Below are 14266 nucleotides of genomic sequence, written 5' to 3'. Positions count from 1 at the left end.
TGCACGCGTTTGCCGTGGTGCGCGCCGGTCTCGTAGATGTAGTTCGCGATCGGCGTGGAGCCGACGAAGCTGATGGCCTTCACATCCGGGTGCACCAGCAGCGCGTCCACCGCTTCCTTGTCGCCCTGCACCACGTTGAACACGCCGTCGGGCAGGCCGGCCTGCTTGAAGAGTTCGCCCATGAACAGCGAGGCCGAGGGGTCGATGGGGCTGGGCTTGAGCACGAAGGTGTTGCCCGCGGCAATCGCCACCGGGAACATCCACATGGGCACCATCACGGGGAAGTTGAACGGCGTGATGCCGGCCACCACGCCCAGTGGTTGGCGCAGCGTCCAGTTGTCCATGCCGGTGGACACCTGGTCGGTGAAGTCGCCCTTGAGCAACTGCGGGATGCCGCAGGCGAATTCGATGATGTCGATGCCGCGCGCCACCTCGCCCTGCGCGTCGGTGAACACCTTGCCGTGCTCGGCGGTGATCAGGTGGGCCAGCTTGTCCTTGTGCAGGTTGACCAGCTCCAGGAACTTGAACATCACGCGGGCGCGGCGGATCGGTGGTGTGTCGGCCCAGGCCGGGAAGGCCGCTTGAGCGGCGGCCACGGCGGTGCCCACGTCGGCTGCGCTGGCCAGCGCGACCTTGCCGGTCACGGCCCCGGTGGCGGGGTTGAACACGTCCTGGTGGCGCGACGACGTGCCGGCGGTGACGGCGCCATGGATGAAGTGATTGATCGGGGTGGGGAGGGTGGCCATGGCGGTCTCGGGTGGGTGGTCCAGAAGAGGATCAGTTTAGGCAGCGGGAACGCCCTCGCCTAGTGGCCGGACTTGAACGCATTGTTTTGTATGGTGAACAATACGGTCATGAACGAGAAAAAAGTCGAAGGTCTCTGGGCGCACCTGCACTGGCTCACGGTGCTGTCACAGCAGGGCAGCTACACCGCTTCGGCGCAGCGGCTGGGTGTGAGCAAGGCGGCGATGAGCCAGCGCATCAGTGAGCTGGAACGTGCCGCTGGTGTGCCTTTGGTTCAGCGCACCACGCGCAGTGTGCGCCTGACCGAGGCGGGCCAGCAACTGGTGGATGGCATGCGCGAACCGTTCGAGCGCATCGCGCAGAGCTTCTCCAGCGTGCGCGACCTCGCCGACGAGCCCGCCGGGCTGGTCCGCGTGACGGCGCCGGTGGCGTTTGCGCGCCAGCAACTGGTACCGCGCATTGCGGAGTTCCTGCGGGCGCACCCCAAGGTGCGGCTGGAACTCGACATGTCGGACCGGTTGAGCTCGCTGGCCACCGAGGGCTTCGATCTGGCGATCCGGCACACCGCTTCCCCCCCCGACACGCACGTGGCCTGGCCCTTGTGCAGCACCCGCTCGCTGCTGGTGGCCAGCCGGGACTATCTGCGCCGGCGCGGCACACCGCAGTCCCCACAAGACCTGGCCGAGCACGACTGCCTGCATTACCCGCGTGCACAAGACACCTCGGCCTGGCATTTCACGTCACCCGACAGCCGCAGGAAAGCGCAGCGCCAGCGCCTCACGGTCCCGGTGTCCGGCCCGTTCTGCGCCAACAACAGCGAAGCCCTGCGCGACGCCGCCATCGCCGGCCTGGGCATCGCCCTCGTGCCCGACTTCAGCGCTCAGGCGGCGCTGCAATCGGGCAAGCTGGTCACGGTGCTGGAGGGCTGGGAGTCCGTGGGCACGTTCAGCCCGCAGATCTACGCCATCCGACCGTACGCAAGCCACGTTCCGCGCGCGGTCTCGGCGTTCGTGGCCTGGCTGCGGGTGGCGCTGGCGGACGGTTTCAAAGCCTAGGGCTGTTTCCGTGTGGGTTCACGCGCCACAGGCAGGCCGGCTGATGACCCGGGCTATGCGTCGCGCACCATGGTCTCCTGCGCCAGAAACGCATGCAAGGCCGCAGCGCCCGCGCCCGGTGGCACCTCGCCCGCCGTGCAGAGCAGCAACTGCCGCGTGGCCCAGGCGTCGCTGAGCGGGCGCACCACCACACGCTCCTTGGCCAACCGCACCGCCGTGGCCTCGGGCACCACCGCAACGCCCACGCCCTCGCCCACCAGCTGCATCACCGCGTCGAGCCCGCGCACGCGCACGCGGTGGTGCAGACCTCGCCCGTGTTGCAAGGCCTTGTCGTGCAACAGGCGGCTGATCCCGCTGTCGCTCGGCAGCCCGACGAAAGGCCGCTGGAGCAGATCCACGAACGGCAACGCGCGGCGCGGCGCGCGCGCGCCCTGCCTGGGCAGCACCGCCACCAGCCGGTCTTCGCGAAAGAAGCGCGTGTTCAGGCCCTCGGTGTTCACATGGTCGGCGACGATGCCGATGTCGGCCTGCTCCCGGCGCATGGAGACCAGCACGTCCTGGCTGCCAAGCTCGCGCAGTTCGACGTCGATGTCCGGGTGCGCGACGAGGAAGCGGCCGAGCAGTTGCGGCAGGTGCTCGGTCATGGCGGCGGTGTTGCACAACACCCTCACCGTGCTGCGCACGCCATGCGCATGGGCCGCCATGTCGGCTTGCAAGGCCTCCATGTCACGCTGCATGCGCCCGGCGTGCAGCAGCAGCGTGCGGCCGGCGTCGGTGGTGCTCACGCCGCGCTTGGAGCGCAACAGCAGTTGGGCGCCGATGGCGTGTTCGAGCTGCTGCAGCCTCTTGCTGGCAGCGGCGAGCGAGAGGTGAATGTGGCGTGCGCCAGCGGTGATCGAGCCTTGCTCCACGATGGCGGCAAACAGGCGCAGGTCAAACGGATCGATGCGGTAGGTGGGTGTGGTGTGTGGGACTGTCATGACGCTCGATCCTCCTGAAAGGGCGAAGGATACCTCCGGCGATGTGCGATGGACGTGACCGACGACGCCCTGCACGATTCGCCCATGGACAACCACCTCTTCTGGCTGATCGGCACCGTTTTCGTCGTGGCAGGCGCCGTCAAGGGGGTCTCGGGCATGGGCCTGCCGACGTTCGCGATCGCACTGCTCGGCATGGCCATGCCACCGGCGGCCGCCGCCACGCTGGTGCTGCTTCCTTCGCTGTTGACGAACATCGTTCAATGCATCGGACCCCACACCCGCACACTGGTTCGGCGCCTGTGGCCGCTCTGGCTGGGCGTGGCCGGTGCCACGGTGGGGAGCCCGTTGCCTGACCTCGGTGCGGCGAGCAACGACACGCGCATCACCTTGGGCGCGGTGCTCATGGTCTACGGCGGCTGGGGTTTGGCACGGCCCGCGCTGCCCGACCTGGCGCGCCACACGCTGGTGGCTGGCGGGCTGGCCGGGCTGTTGTCGGGCGCGTTGACCGCGGCCACCGGCGTTTTCGTGATGCCGCTGGTGCCCTACCTGCAATCGCTGCGGCTGGAGAAGGACGCCTTCATCCAGGCTTTGGGTCTGAGCTTTCTGGTGGCCACGCTGGCGCTGGCGGTGCGCCTGGGACACATGGCGAGCACCAGTGTTCCGGTGCCAGCCATCGGTCACGCCATCGCGTTGGCGGCGGCCTGCCTCGGGTTGTGGATCGGGGCGCATGGGCGCCAACGCCTCCCGGCCCCGGTGTTCCAGCGCGCGCTCTACAGCGTGTTCCTCGGGCTGGGCGCGCTCATGCTGGCGCGCGCACTGGCCGCGTGAAGACCACGCATGTCGCTGCTGCGGCGTCATCGTGACCCGTTTTCGCAACCCGATCACTCCTGACCATCTCTTTTTTTCGAACTGAATGTCTTCTTATTTCTGCTTTTTCAGAATCGTCACAGCCTGTACCCTGCGGGGTGTTCAACTTTTCTTGACGGAGACTCTGATGAAAAAGTGGCTTTCCCTTCTTGCCGTGGTCATGACCCTGGGTCTGGGCGCGGCTCATTTCGATGCCGAAGCGAAACGCATGGGCGGCGGCAAGTCGTTCGGCATGCAACGCCAGTCGGCTGCGCCGGCCAAGGCGCCCCCGGCAGCGGCTGCCGCACCCGCGGCAGGCGCCGCTGCAGCCAGCACTGGCCGCAGCTGGATGGGTCCGATCGCCGGTCTCGCCGCCGGTCTGGGCCTCATGGCGCTGGCCTCGCACCTGGGTTTTGGTGAAGGCATGGCCAACATGTTGATGATCGGCCTGCTGGTGGCAGCCGCCATTGCAGTGTTCGGCTTCATCATGCGAAAACGCGCCATGGCCCAGCAGGGTGGTTCGGGCGGTCTGGCCTACGCCAGTGCTGGCGCCAACCGCCAGAGCACGCCCGATGTCCATGCCTTGCGCACGCCTGTGAATGCGGGCGGCGGTTCGATGATCGGCAGCTCATTGGGTGGCGGCGTTGCCAGCAGCATCCCGGCTGACTTCGACGTGCAGGGCTTCGAGCGCAACGCCAAGGTGAACTTCATCCGCCTTCAAGCCGCCAACGACGCCGGCAACCTCGACGACATCCGCGCCTTCACGACGCCTGAGATGTTTGCCGAGCTGCAGATGGATCTGAGCGAGCGTGGAGCGGCCAGCCAGCACACCGACGTGGTGCGCGTCGACGCCAATGTGCTCGAGGTGGAAGAAGGCGACAGCCGCTACGTGGTCAGCGTGCGCTTCACCGGTGAGACGCGCGAGAACGGTGCCGAGTTGACCGAAAGCTTCGACGAAATCTGGCACCTGACCAAGCCGCGCCAGGGCAGCGGCGGCTGGCTGCTGGCCGGCATCCAGCAAAGCGCCTGATACCGCTGCGGGGTCATCCCCCGCTGCTGAAACGGGGACCAGGCCCTGGCACTCACGTGTCAGGGCCTTTTTTCCGTGTCAACGTTTCAAGGCGCCTTGAACGGCACCGCTTGACGCTGCAGCCGGTCCCAGTCCTTGAGCGCCTGCTGCAGGCGGTTCTTCGAGTCGGGGTGGCCCTTGCTGAAGGTTTTGGTCAGGAACGAGCGCAGACCTTCATCGGGCGCGGGCGCACCGGTGGCCTTGAGTGCGTCGATGAGCATCATCACCACCTGAAAACTCTTCGAGCGGGCCGCCATGTGCAACATGCCCTGGCCGGTCGGGGTTCGGTCCTGCACATTCGCGCCGTGCTCGATCATGTAGCGCACCAGCCCGGCCTTGCCTTCGCTGCAGGCCCAGTGCCACGGCACCAGGCCGCCCTCGGCCGGGGCGCTGAAGTCGGCTCCGGGCGCAAGCAGCTCGGGCGCCAGCGGCCAGCCCGAAGCCTTGATCATTTGCTGGGTCTTCCAATCGGTCATCTGTTCATGTCGTGAGTTGAGGTGGGGTTATCGCACGATTTCACCTGCAGCCCGGCCGAGCGCAGCCGCCCGGTGACGTCGCTCGGGTCCGGCTGCACCACCAGCCAGCGCACCGGGTGCACAAACCGGGGCGATGACCTCGCCATCCCGGTGATGGCATCCATCAACGCGTCCTCGGGCCAGTCCACCGCCACCACGAGCGTGGCCCGGCGCGGCTCGAACCGCGCGAGCGCCGCGCGCGCGGCGGGCTCGTTCAGCGCGTAGCCGCAGTCCCAGGGGTCGGTGGGTCGGCGGCGGCGCCACCACGCCACATCGCACGCCTTCACACGCAGGCGCAGCAGCAAACCCGCCCAGGCACCCCCGGCGGCGAGCAACTGGTGGCTGCCGTCCAGGTGGCGGCTGAAGACTTCGATCACATCGCGGCGCGCGCTGTCGGCCGCAGCCGGCCACACCGCCAGCGAGAAGCGTTGCTCCACCCGCGGCGCCCGCGTGGGCTGCAGCAGCGGGCTGCTGCCATCACCGGCACCCTGAAAACACCAAGCTTGCAACGGCGCCCACTGCGCGGTTTGGGCGGCCGTCGTTGCGCGCGCGGCCTGGCCGGGCAGCACCACGCACAGGGCCGCGCCGTCAAAGCGCGCACTCAACGTGGCCAGCAACCGGCGCCGGGGCGGCTGCACTGAATCCGCCTCAGCCACGCGGCGGCTGCGCCATGAAGAAGCGCAACATTTCGACCGATGCGTCGGGCCCGGCGTTGTCGGTGTAGGAGCCTGCGGCGTCACCGCCCGACCACGCGTGCCCGGCGCCGTGCACGGTCCAGTGCTCCACCCGGACCCGGCCGGCGGCATCGGCATGCACTTCGCGCGTGTAGCGGCGCCCGCCTGCGGCGGTGCCGGTTTCGCTGCGAGCGTTCAGAGGCTGGTCTGCCTGGCGCGCCTGCTGGGTGATGTGCTCGCCGTTGCTGTGCTGCACGGTGTGGTCCCGGTCGCCATGGAACACGATGGTGGGCACGGCGTGCGTGGCGCTGCGCCGGGGGTCATCAGCGGTGCCGGGCAAGTGGGCCCGCCCCATCACGCCGCGGCCCTTCATGGCGGCCAGGGCCGAGGGAATGTCGTGCGCGGCTGCAAATGGCAGCCCCGAGTGCGCGCCCACGGCAGCAAACAGATCAGGCCAGGTCTCGCCCAGGATCACCGCCATCGCCGCACCGGCCGAGAGCCCGGCCACGAACACGCGTTGTGGATCCACCGGCTGGTCCGCGGCGTGATCGCTCATGACCTCGCGCACCATGGCGGCGATGAGGGCAGGCTCACCACCCTCGCGCACCTGGTCTTGCGGGCGAAACCAGTTCCAGCAGCGTGACGCGTTGGCGCTGGCCGACTGCTCGGGGTAGAGCACCAGAAAACCGTGCTCGTCGGCCAGGCGGTTCATCTGTGTGCCGGCGGCAAAGTCGTCGGCCGACTGGGTGCAGCCGTGCAGCATCACGACCAGGGGCCGTGGGCCACTCGGTGTGTCCGCTCGCGCGACGGGGCGGTAAAGCTTGTAGTCACGAACACCAGCGGGGTGCTTGAGCGTGCGGGCCGTGAACTGGCCGACGCCTGGGGCCGTGGGCTTGGCGGAGACGTCGCGCGCCGTCACCTCGATCACATCGGCATCGGCTGGCACGGCCACAGGACCACCCCCCAGCCCGGCCGAGGCGAGCGCCCTGCGGATGGTTTCCGTCACGCCTTTGAGCGGCCCGGCATGGGTGTCGAGTCCGGCCTGCGCAAGCGCCTTGCCGATGGTGTCGTTGATGTTCATGGCCAGGGTCGGCGAAATGGGGGTTTTCAATGGGGGTGTTTCGTGAAAGGAAAAGAAGATCAAACGGTGCGTGGCGCCAGCGCACGGCGCACGGCGGGGCTGGCGTGGAAGGCGCCCAGCACCGACACCGTTTCGATGGCGGCGAGGGCAAGTTCGGGGGTGACGTCGTCGTCGATGCGGGCCAAACCAACCACCTGGATGCGCAAGGTCTCACCGGCGGCCACGGTGCGCTCCAGATCGGCGCGGGTAAGGTGCTGCAGACCCAGCGTCAGTGTTTTGCGTGCCACGGTTTGCTTGAGCGTGTCGGCGTGGGTGGCAAGGAGGTTGCGCACCGCCGTGCGCACCAGATCCGAGCGGTTCGAATAAAAGCCTTCCTGCACCAGCAGGTCGACCTGGCCGAGGTCGACCACGCCGAGATTGACGGTCATCTTTTCGGAGTCGCCCACCCGGGGGCGGACTTCCAACGTTCGGTTTGCGATCATTTTGCCATCCATGTGGAATCCATATGGATGGCATTTAAGCACGATTCGGCAGAATGCAAGGGTGTGGCTTCAACACAACCTGCCAGTGCGCTGGCGAACAGCGCCATACTCGGCGCGCCCCCACACTCCTGGCCGTGAACATGACAACACCCGCCACCCCCAACCCACTGGAATCCGCCTCCAGCGAGCCGCAGGTTCTCTCACCGCTGCCCGTGCCAGCGGTCTCGGCGCCGCTCACGCTGCGCCTGATGCTGGCCGCCGTGACAGTGGCGTTCTTCTGGATCCTGTTGCCCTTTTTCGGCACCATCCTGTGGGGCTCGATCGTTGCGCTGATGTTCACGCCGCTGTACCGGTGGCTGCTGCCGCGCATGAACCATCGGCACACACGCGCAGCACTGGCCACCATGGGCGCCGCGCTGGTGGTGGTCGTGCTGCCGGCGGTGCTGGTGGTGATCTCGCTGGCGCGCGAGGCGGCGCAGATGTACACCCGCATCCAGTCGGGCGAAGTCAATCCGGCGGTGATGCTGCGCGGACTGTTCAACGCCCTGCCCGATGGCTTGATCTCGCTGCTCGGGCGGTTCGGTCTCGGCAACTTCGACCGGGTGCAGCGCAAGTTCAATGCGTTGCTCACCCAAGGCAGCGAGCTGATCGCCACGCACACCTTCAACTTCGGCCAGGACCTCTTCACTCTGGTGGTCAGCGTGTTCATCACGCTTTACCTTGCGTTCTTCCTCATCCGCGATGGCGCCAGCATCGTGCGCAGCGTGCGCCTGGCCATCCCGTTGCCACCCGACCACAAACAGGAGCTGCTGGATCGTTTTGGTACCGTGCTGCGTGCCACCGTCAAGGGCAATCTGGTGGTGGCCCTGGTTCAAGGCATGTTGGGCGGCCTGGCGTTCTGGGCGCTGGGGGTCAACGGCGCGTTGCTGTGGTCCGTTTTGATGGCTGCGCTCTCGCTGCTGCCCGCCGTGGGCGCCGGGCTGGTGTGGCTGCCCGTGGCGCTGTACCTGTTTGCCATGGACCAGGTCTGGCAGGGCACGGCCCTGGTGGTCTACGGCGTGCTCGTGATCGGACTGGCCGACAACGTGCTGCGCCCGCTGCTGGTGGGCAAGGACACCGGCATGCCCGACTACCTGGTGCTGATCACCACGCTGGGCGGCATCGCGGTGATGGGCATCAACGGCTTCGTGATCGGCCCGACCATCGCGGCCATGTTCGTGGCGGTCTGGCACATCCAGACCACCACTCGACCCCTGATCGCGCCGCACCGGCCACCCGTGGTGGAAACGCCACCGGCGCCCGGCGAGCCGCCGGTCGACCGCCCGGTGCCCTGAAGCCCGGGCGCTCAGCCATGAACAACCAGCGCCTGACAAGCTTCGTGGCCCTGGTGGCCTGGTTCGGCGTGCTGCTGCAGCTGGTGCTCTCGCTGCAACTGGCCATGGCCAACGGCAAGTCGGCTGGTGACGGCGTGGTGGCCTACCTCGGTTATTTCACGGTGCTGACCAACCTGCTGGCGGCCGTCAGCCTGAGCTGGCCGCTGCTGCGCCCGCACAGCGCGGCCGGGCGATGGTTCCAGCGGCCCGGCGTGGCCTCGGCCGTCACGGTGAGCATCCTGATCGTGGGACTGGCCTACCACCTGCTGCTGCGCCACGTGTGGAACCCACAAGGCCTGCAGTGGCTGGCCGACGTGACACTGCACTACGCCACGCCCCTGCTGTGCCTGGTGCACTGGTGGCTGGCGGTGCCGCCCACGCGCATGGCCTGGCGCGCGCCACTGGCGTGGGCCCTCTGGCCACTGGCCTACCTCGCCTATGCGCTGCTGCGCGGCATGTGGTTGCAGAGCTACCCCTACCCGTTCATCGACGTGACCGCGCTCGGCTACCCACAGACGCTGCTGAACTCGGCAGGCCTGCTGATCGTCTTTCTGCTGCTCGGCAGTGTGCTGGTGGCGATCAGCCGCGCGCGCCTTACACCGCTGGTGCGCTGAGCAGTCGCTGCACCAGCGGGTGTTGCACCTTGCGGGCGGTGCCGATGGCATAGAAGTGTTCTCGCACGCCGTCGCACGGACCGATCCATTGCAAGCCATACGATTTCAACAGCTTCTCGCGCATGCCCTCGGACGCGGGGAACACGCCCATGCCCGACGCACCGAACGTGGCGAGCAGCGCGCTGTCTTCAAACTCACCCACCACGCGCGGCAGCACGCCGTGCCCCTCGAACCACTGGTCGATGCGCAGGCGCACCGAGGCGTGGGCCGTGGGCAGCAGCACCGGAACCGTGGCCAGGCTGCGGGGGAAGTCCCGGCGCGCCTGGGCCAGCCAGGCCTTGGGCGCGTACCACCCCAGGGCCGATGAACCCAGCGCGTGGCTGTAGAGCTTGAGGTTGGGGTTGGCGGGAGCCGGCCGGTCGGAGAGCACCACGTCGAGCCGGTGCAGGGCGAGGTCGGCCAGCAGATCGTCGAACTCGTCTTCGTGGCACAGCAGACGCAGGTTCGGCTCCGCCAGCGCGGGCTCCAGCAGGTCGCGCACCGCGAGCTTGGGCAAGCCATCGGAAATGCCCACCACCAGCCGCACCTCGCTGGCACCGGTGGCGTCGCGCACGGCGGCGGGCAACTGCTCGCCCAGGTGGAAGATCTGCTCGGCCACCTGCAGCGCGGCCTGCCCCGCTTCGGTGAGCGCCAGGCCGCGCCCCGCGGGCTTGAAGAGCGCATGGCCCAGCGACTGCTCCAGCAGACGCACTTGCGCGCTCACGGTCTGCACCGCCAGCCCCAGACGGTCTGCGGCGTGCGACATGCCGCCTTCCTTGGCCGTGACCCAGAAGTAATACAGGTGCTTGTAATTGAGTTCCGTGTTCATGCTTCGATTTTTCAGGATGGTATTGCAGTGATTTTCTGCTTTTTCAGAAGTCTTTGCACGCCTATCCTCACGGCTTCCTTCCACTCTGGAGCCTTTCATGGAAAACGCCTCGCGCAATTCCGCCCTGTCCCGCCGCATGGCCGTGGCCAACGCCACCGACGCCACCCCGGCACAAACCACGCGGGTGCTCAAGAACACCTACGCGCTGCTCTCGCTCACGCTGCTGTTCAGCGCTGGCGTGGCTGCCATGGCCGTGGCCAACAGCTGGCCGGCACCCGGCCTGGTGATCACGCTGGTGGGCTATTTCGGTCTGCTGTTCGCCGTTCACAAGCTGCAGAACAGCGGCTGGGCCCTGCCCGCGGTGTTTGCCCTGACCGGCTTCATGGGCTACACGCTCGGCCCCATCCTCACCCAAACGCTGGGCCTGCCCGGCGGCGCTCAGACCATCGTGGCCGCGCTGGGTGCCACCGGCGCCACGTTCCTGGGTTTGTCGGCCTATGTGCTCACCACGCGGCGCGATTTCAGCTTCATGGGTGGCTTCCTGTTCGCCGGCATGGTGGTGGCCCTGGTGATGGCGCTGGCCGCGTTCTTCTTCAGCATGCCGGGGCTGGCGCTGGCCGTCTCGGCCCTGGTGGCCCTGCTGTCGGTCGGCATGATCCTGTTCGAAACCAGCCGCATCGTGAGCGGCGGCGAGACCAACTACGTGCTGGCCACGGTGGGCCTGTTCGTCTCGCTGTTCAACCTCTTCACCAGCCTGCTCAACCTCATGGGCCTGGGTGGCAGCAACGAGTGACATCACACGCAACCCGCATTCAGGAGCACACCATGCGCACCTATCCCGTGAACAGCCCACGGGCTGCCGCCCGCCTGCTGGCCATGGCTCTGGTGGCCGATGGCAACTACGCCCTGAGCGAGCTCAAGGCGCTGGACCGGCTGGACGCACCACGCCAGCTCGGCCTGCCGCCGCAGGACCTCAAGGCCGTGATCGAAGCCTTCTGCGAAGACCTGCTGACCGGCGCCCAGGGTGAGTGGCTCGGCTCGTCGCAGCTCGACCCCGCCACCCGCCAGGCGCTGCTGGCCGAAGTGACCGACACCGCCCTGCGCGCCAAGATCGTGGTCTTGTGCGAGGCCGTGGTGGAGGCCGACGGCCATCTCGCCGACGGTGAGACGGCCATGCTCGACAGCCTCACGCGCGCCTGGCGCCAGATGCCCGATCACCACCGAACACTGGAAGGAGCTTTGCCATGAGAACCATCGTCTGGGGCGTATTTGCGTTTCTCACCGTTTGCTGGACCGCGCTGGTCGCGCTGTCGGTACAACTGACCCACTGGCTGCTCGGCGCAGCCGGCTCAGGCCAGGCCACGGCAGCGGCCACCTCGGTGGGCCAGTGGCCCGTGCCGGCGTGGGCCGCGTTCTGGGTCGACCCCGCCTGGCTGCAGGCGCTGCAGGCGATGTGGCTCGACCTGGTGCAGTGGTTGGGCCAGGTGGCGCCTTCGAGCGACGGCCTGATGGGCTGGATCACACCACTGCTGTGGACCGGCTGGGGGCTGGGCATGCTGTGCCTGCTGGTGCCTGCCATCGGCCTGCACTGGCTCATCGGCCGCGTGCAGAACCCCGTCGCGCTGCGCCGCAGCGACCACCTGAGGGCGGGGGTGCGGCGCCTAGAATCGGCGCACACCCTAACGGACCCTTCGTTTGACGCCTGCCGCCACCCACGCCCGCCTCGCCGACACCTGCCCGCTTTACGTGGATCTGGACGGCACCCTCACGCCCAGCGATACGCTGTACGAGTCGGTGATGCTGTTCATCCGGCGCAACCCACTCAACCTGCTGCGCCTGTTCGCGTGGCTGCTGCTGGGCAAGGCCGGCTTCAAGCTCAGACTGGCCAACGCCGTGCGCCCCGATCCGGCGCGCCTGCCCTACCACGAGCGCTTTGTGCAGTACCTGCGCGAGGAACGCGCGCGCGGCCGCAGCCTGGTGCTGGCGAGCGCCGCAGACTCGCGCATCGTGCGCGACGTGGCGGCGTACCTCAAACTGTTTGACGACACCCTGGGCACCAACGCCCGCGCCGACGGCGTGAACCTCAGCCGAGGCAACAAGCGCGACGCCATCGCCGCCCACGCGCAGGCCCGCGGCCACAGCACCTGGGCCTATGCCGGCAACAGCGCCGACGACATCGCCGTGTGGCAGGGCAGCGCACAAGCGGTGGCGGTGAACGCACCCGCCCGCGTGATCAGCGCGCTGCAGCAGGTGCACCCCCAGGCACGCGTGTTCGAGCGCGAGCCGCTGCGCCTCAAAACCGTGTTGCGCGCGATCCGCCTCAAGCAGTGGTCGAAGAACGCGTTGCTGTTCCTGCCCTTGCTCGCCTCACACCGGCTCGACCCCCATCTCTGGGCACTGGTGCTGATGGCCTTCGTGGCCTTCGGCCTGTGCGCGTCGGCCACGTACCTGTTCAACGATTTGCTGGACCTGCCCAACGACCGCGCCCACCGCCTCAAGCGCCACCGGCCTCTGGCCGCAGCCACCATCAGCATTCCGCTGGCGGTGGTGCTGGGCTGCGTGATGCTGGTGCTGGCCTTCTTGCTCGCCTGGGCTGTGTCCCCGGGCTTCAGCGCCATGCTGCTGGTCTACACCGTGACCACGCTGGCCTATTCTCTGGTGCTCAAACGGCTGGCGCTCGTCGACGTGCTGGTGCTCTCGGGTCTGTACACGCTGCGCATCGGCGCCGGCGCCGTGGCGGCCCAGGTTGAGCTGTCCAACTGGCTGGCCGCCATCTCGATCTTCCTGTTCCTGAGCCTGGCGCTGGTCAAGCGCTGCGCCGAGCTGGAAGAGCTCGACGACGAGCGCGCCACGCTGGCGCCCGGCCGGGGCTACCAGCCGCGCGACCTGTCATCGCTGCGCGCCATGGGCATGGCCAGCGGGTTTCTGGCGGTGATGGTGCTGGCCCTGTACATCGACAGCCAGAACAGCGAGTTGCTCTACGCCAACCCCGAATGGCTGTGGGCCGCGGCGCCCGTGCTGCTGCTGTGGGTCATGCGCATCTGGCTCAAGACCGGGCGGCGCGAGCTGCACGGCGAAGACCCGCTGCAGTTCGCCTTGAAAGACCCCTTCAGCTGGATGACGCTGCTGGCCATGGGCAGCATCGGCATCGCGGCCACCCTGGGACTCTGAAGTGCACCCATGAAATCCATCGCCATCGGCCTGGCCGTCTTCTGTGTGCTGCTGTCCTCGGCGGCGCAACTCGCCATGAAACGCGGCATGGGCGCGCCCAGCGGCGCCGACGTGGGCGCCACCTACCTGCACGCGCTCACCAGCCCCATGGTGTGGCTGGGTCTGGTGCTGTACGGTGCCAGTGCCGTGCTCTGGCTGTGGGTGCTCTCACGGCTGGACGTGAGCCTGGCCTACCCGCTGGTGAGCCTGGGTTTCGTGGTGACGATGGTGCTGGGCGTGCTCTGGCTGGGCGAGCCGTTTTCGTGGCTGCGTGTGGCGGGCTGCACACTGATCGTGGTGGGCGTTTCGCTGCTCGCTGTGGATGCCTGAACCGGTCATGCGCGCCTCCGAATTCTCCGCCCACGCCTCGCGCCAGATTTTCTGGTCCGCGTTCGCCATCACCCTCGTCCTGAAGATCGCCATTGCGGCGGGCTTTCCGTTCACCGGCGACGAGGCCTTCTTCTACCAGTGGGGCGTGTTCCCGGCCTGGGGCTACTCCGACCACCCGCCCATGGTGGGCTGGCTGCTGGCGGTGCTGCGCCAGATCAGCGACCACCCGCTGGTGCTGCGCAGCTTCACACTCATCGTCACCAGCCTGATCGCGCTGGGCATCGTCGATGCGCTGCGCCGCTTGTTGCCCGACGAGCGCGAGTCCAGCGCGTGGCTGGCCGGTGCGGTGTACCTGGCCATGCCGTGGAGCTGGATGTTCGTGCTGGTGACCACCGACACGCCGCTGATCTTCTTCATGGCGCTCT

General features: G+C 67.9%; 17 protein-coding genes. 10 read left to right on the top strand and 7 right to left on the bottom strand.

What is annotated here, in order from left to right:
- Positions 1–746: aldehyde dehydrogenase family protein (locus IV113_RS24010; protein ID WP_291090631.1), on the bottom strand; the 746-nt coding region annotated here is incomplete at its 3' end.
- A gap of 108 nt (positions 747–854) precedes the next feature.
- Between IV113_RS24010 and IV113_RS24005 the strand changes: the two genes are divergently transcribed.
- Positions 855–1799: a LysR family transcriptional regulator gene (locus IV113_RS24005; protein WP_291090629.1), complete on the top strand. Its 945-nt coding sequence runs from the start codon at positions 855–857 to the stop codon at positions 1797–1799.
- Positions 1800–1852: 53 nt separating this feature from the next.
- Here the strand turns inward: IV113_RS24005 and IV113_RS24000 are convergent, their stop codons facing one another.
- Entirely contained in the window at positions 1853–2779 is a 927-nt protein-coding gene (locus tag IV113_RS24000; RefSeq protein WP_291090627.1) for a LysR family transcriptional regulator, read from the bottom strand.
- Positions 2780–2827: 48 nt separating this feature from the next.
- Between IV113_RS24000 and IV113_RS23995 the strand changes: the two genes are divergently transcribed.
- On the top strand, positions 2828–3607 hold the full coding sequence (locus IV113_RS23995) for a sulfite exporter TauE/SafE family protein (RefSeq protein WP_291090625.1): 780 nt from the start codon (positions 2828–2830) through the stop codon (positions 3605–3607).
- A gap of 166 nt (positions 3608–3773) precedes the next feature.
- Positions 3774–4655, top strand: coding sequence for a Tim44-like domain-containing protein (locus IV113_RS23990; RefSeq protein ID WP_291090623.1), 882 nt, complete (start codon positions 3774–3776; stop codon positions 4653–4655).
- A gap of 86 nt (positions 4656–4741) precedes the next feature.
- Here IV113_RS23990 and IV113_RS23985 read toward each other — a convergent pair whose 3' ends face one another.
- Genes IV113_RS23985 through IV113_RS23970 form a run of 4 tightly spaced genes read right to left on the bottom strand, consistent with a single transcriptional unit; the run spans position 4742 to position 7446 of the window.
- On the bottom strand, positions 4742–5170 hold the full coding sequence (locus tag IV113_RS23985) for an ankyrin repeat domain-containing protein (protein WP_291090621.1): 429 nt from the start codon (positions 5168–5170) through the stop codon (positions 4742–4744).
- Positions 5167–5847, bottom strand: a complete 681-nt coding sequence (locus IV113_RS23980) for a hypothetical protein (protein ID WP_291090619.1) — start codon at positions 5845–5847, stop codon at positions 5167–5169. The genes IV113_RS23985 and IV113_RS23980 overlap by 4 nt, the downstream gene beginning before the upstream one ends.
- Positions 5848–5857: 10 nt before the next feature.
- Positions 5858–6994, bottom strand: coding sequence for a PHB depolymerase family esterase (locus tag IV113_RS23975; protein ID WP_291090617.1), 1137 nt, complete (start codon positions 6992–6994; stop codon positions 5858–5860).
- A 29-nt stretch (positions 6995–7023) separates the two neighbouring features.
- A complete protein-coding gene (locus IV113_RS23970; RefSeq protein ID WP_291090615.1) occupies positions 7024–7446 on the bottom strand; it encodes a CopG family transcriptional regulator in 423 nt (140 codons plus the stop codon).
- 140 nt (positions 7447–7586) lie between these two features.
- On the opposite strand from IV113_RS23970, the gene IV113_RS23965 reads away from it, so the two are divergent.
- Both IV113_RS23965 and IV113_RS23960 read left to right on the top strand, forming a co-directional pair.
- Complete coding sequence (locus tag IV113_RS23965) at positions 7587–8780, top strand: AI-2E family transporter (RefSeq protein WP_291090613.1); 1194 nt, start codon at positions 7587–7589, stop codon at positions 8778–8780.
- A gap of 17 nt (positions 8781–8797) precedes the next feature.
- The gene (locus IV113_RS23960) at positions 8798–9433 is read left to right on the top strand and encodes a Pr6Pr family membrane protein (protein ID WP_291090611.1); all 636 of its coding nucleotides are present in this window, start codon (positions 8798–8800) and stop codon (positions 9431–9433) included.
- On the opposite strand, the gene IV113_RS23955 is transcribed toward IV113_RS23960, so the two are convergent.
- Positions 9414–10301 (bottom strand): LysR family transcriptional regulator, encoded by an 888-nt coding sequence (locus IV113_RS23955; RefSeq protein WP_291090610.1) that lies wholly within the window; start codon positions 10299–10301, stop codon positions 9414–9416. The two genes, IV113_RS23960 and IV113_RS23955, sit on opposite strands and share 20 nt — an antisense overlap.
- A 97-nt stretch (positions 10302–10398) precedes the next feature.
- Between IV113_RS23955 and IV113_RS23950 the strand changes: the two genes are divergently transcribed.
- The 5 genes from IV113_RS23950 to IV113_RS23930 form a co-directional block, all read left to right on the top strand.
- Positions 10399–11094, top strand: coding sequence for a Bax inhibitor-1/YccA family protein (locus IV113_RS23950; protein WP_291090608.1), 696 nt, complete (start codon positions 10399–10401; stop codon positions 11092–11094).
- Between the two features lie 32 nt (positions 11095–11126).
- Positions 11127–11549: a TerB family tellurite resistance protein gene (locus IV113_RS23945; RefSeq protein ID WP_291090606.1), complete on the top strand. Its 423-nt coding sequence runs from the start codon at positions 11127–11129 to the stop codon at positions 11547–11549.
- A 447-nt stretch (positions 11550–11996) separates the two neighbouring features.
- Positions 11997–13472 (top strand): UbiA family prenyltransferase, encoded by a 1476-nt coding sequence (locus tag IV113_RS23940; protein WP_291090604.1) that lies wholly within the window; start codon positions 11997–11999, stop codon positions 13470–13472.
- 9 nt (positions 13473–13481) lie between these two features.
- Positions 13482–13841, top strand: a complete 360-nt coding sequence (locus tag IV113_RS23935; RefSeq protein WP_291090602.1) for an SMR family transporter — start codon at positions 13482–13484, stop codon at positions 13839–13841.
- Positions 13842–13848: 7 nt separating this feature from the next.
- Positions 13849–14266, top strand: a 418-nt coding sequence (locus IV113_RS23930) for a glycosyltransferase family 39 protein (protein WP_291090600.1), incomplete at its 3' end; no start/stop codon positions are given.

Origin of the sequence: Hydrogenophaga sp., from assembly GCF_018780385.1 — a bacterium.
GTDB lineage: Bacteria > Pseudomonadota > Gammaproteobacteria > Burkholderiales > Burkholderiaceae_C > Hydrogenophaga.
This window is presented reverse-complemented; position numbering and strand designations above follow the sequence as displayed.

Excerpts from the sequence above, each read along its gene's own strand:
- IV113_RS24005 (WP_291090629.1), top strand. The coding sequence starts at position 855 with ATGAACGAGAAAAAAGTCGAAGGTCTCTGGGCGCACCTGCACTGGCTC.
- IV113_RS24000 (WP_291090627.1), bottom strand. The coding sequence starts at position 2,779 with ATGACAGTCCCACACACCACACCCACCTACCGCATCGATCCGTTTGAC.
- IV113_RS23995 (WP_291090625.1), top strand. The coding sequence starts at position 2,828 with ATGGACGTGACCGACGACGCCCTGCACGATTCGCCCATGGACAACCAC.
- IV113_RS23990 (WP_291090623.1), top strand. The coding sequence starts at position 3,774 with ATGAAAAAGTGGCTTTCCCTTCTTGCCGTGGTCATGACCCTGGGTCTG.
- IV113_RS23985 (WP_291090621.1), bottom strand. The coding sequence starts at position 5,170 with ATGACCGATTGGAAGACCCAGCAAATGATCAAGGCTTCGGGCTGGCCG.
- IV113_RS23970 (WP_291090615.1), bottom strand. The coding sequence starts at position 7,446 with ATGATCGCAAACCGAACGTTGGAAGTCCGCCCCCGGGTGGGCGACTCC.
- IV113_RS23965 (WP_291090613.1), top strand. The coding sequence starts at position 7,587 with ATGACAACACCCGCCACCCCCAACCCACTGGAATCCGCCTCCAGCGAG.
- IV113_RS23960 (WP_291090611.1), top strand. The coding sequence starts at position 8,798 with ATGAACAACCAGCGCCTGACAAGCTTCGTGGCCCTGGTGGCCTGGTTC.
- IV113_RS23955 (WP_291090610.1), bottom strand. The coding sequence starts at position 10,301 with ATGAACACGGAACTCAATTACAAGCACCTGTATTACTTCTGGGTCACG.
- IV113_RS23950 (WP_291090608.1), top strand. The coding sequence starts at position 10,399 with ATGGAAAACGCCTCGCGCAATTCCGCCCTGTCCCGCCGCATGGCCGTG.
- IV113_RS23945 (WP_291090606.1), top strand. The coding sequence starts at position 11,127 with ATGCGCACCTATCCCGTGAACAGCCCACGGGCTGCCGCCCGCCTGCTG.
- IV113_RS23935 (WP_291090602.1), top strand. The coding sequence starts at position 13,482 with ATGAAATCCATCGCCATCGGCCTGGCCGTCTTCTGTGTGCTGCTGTCC.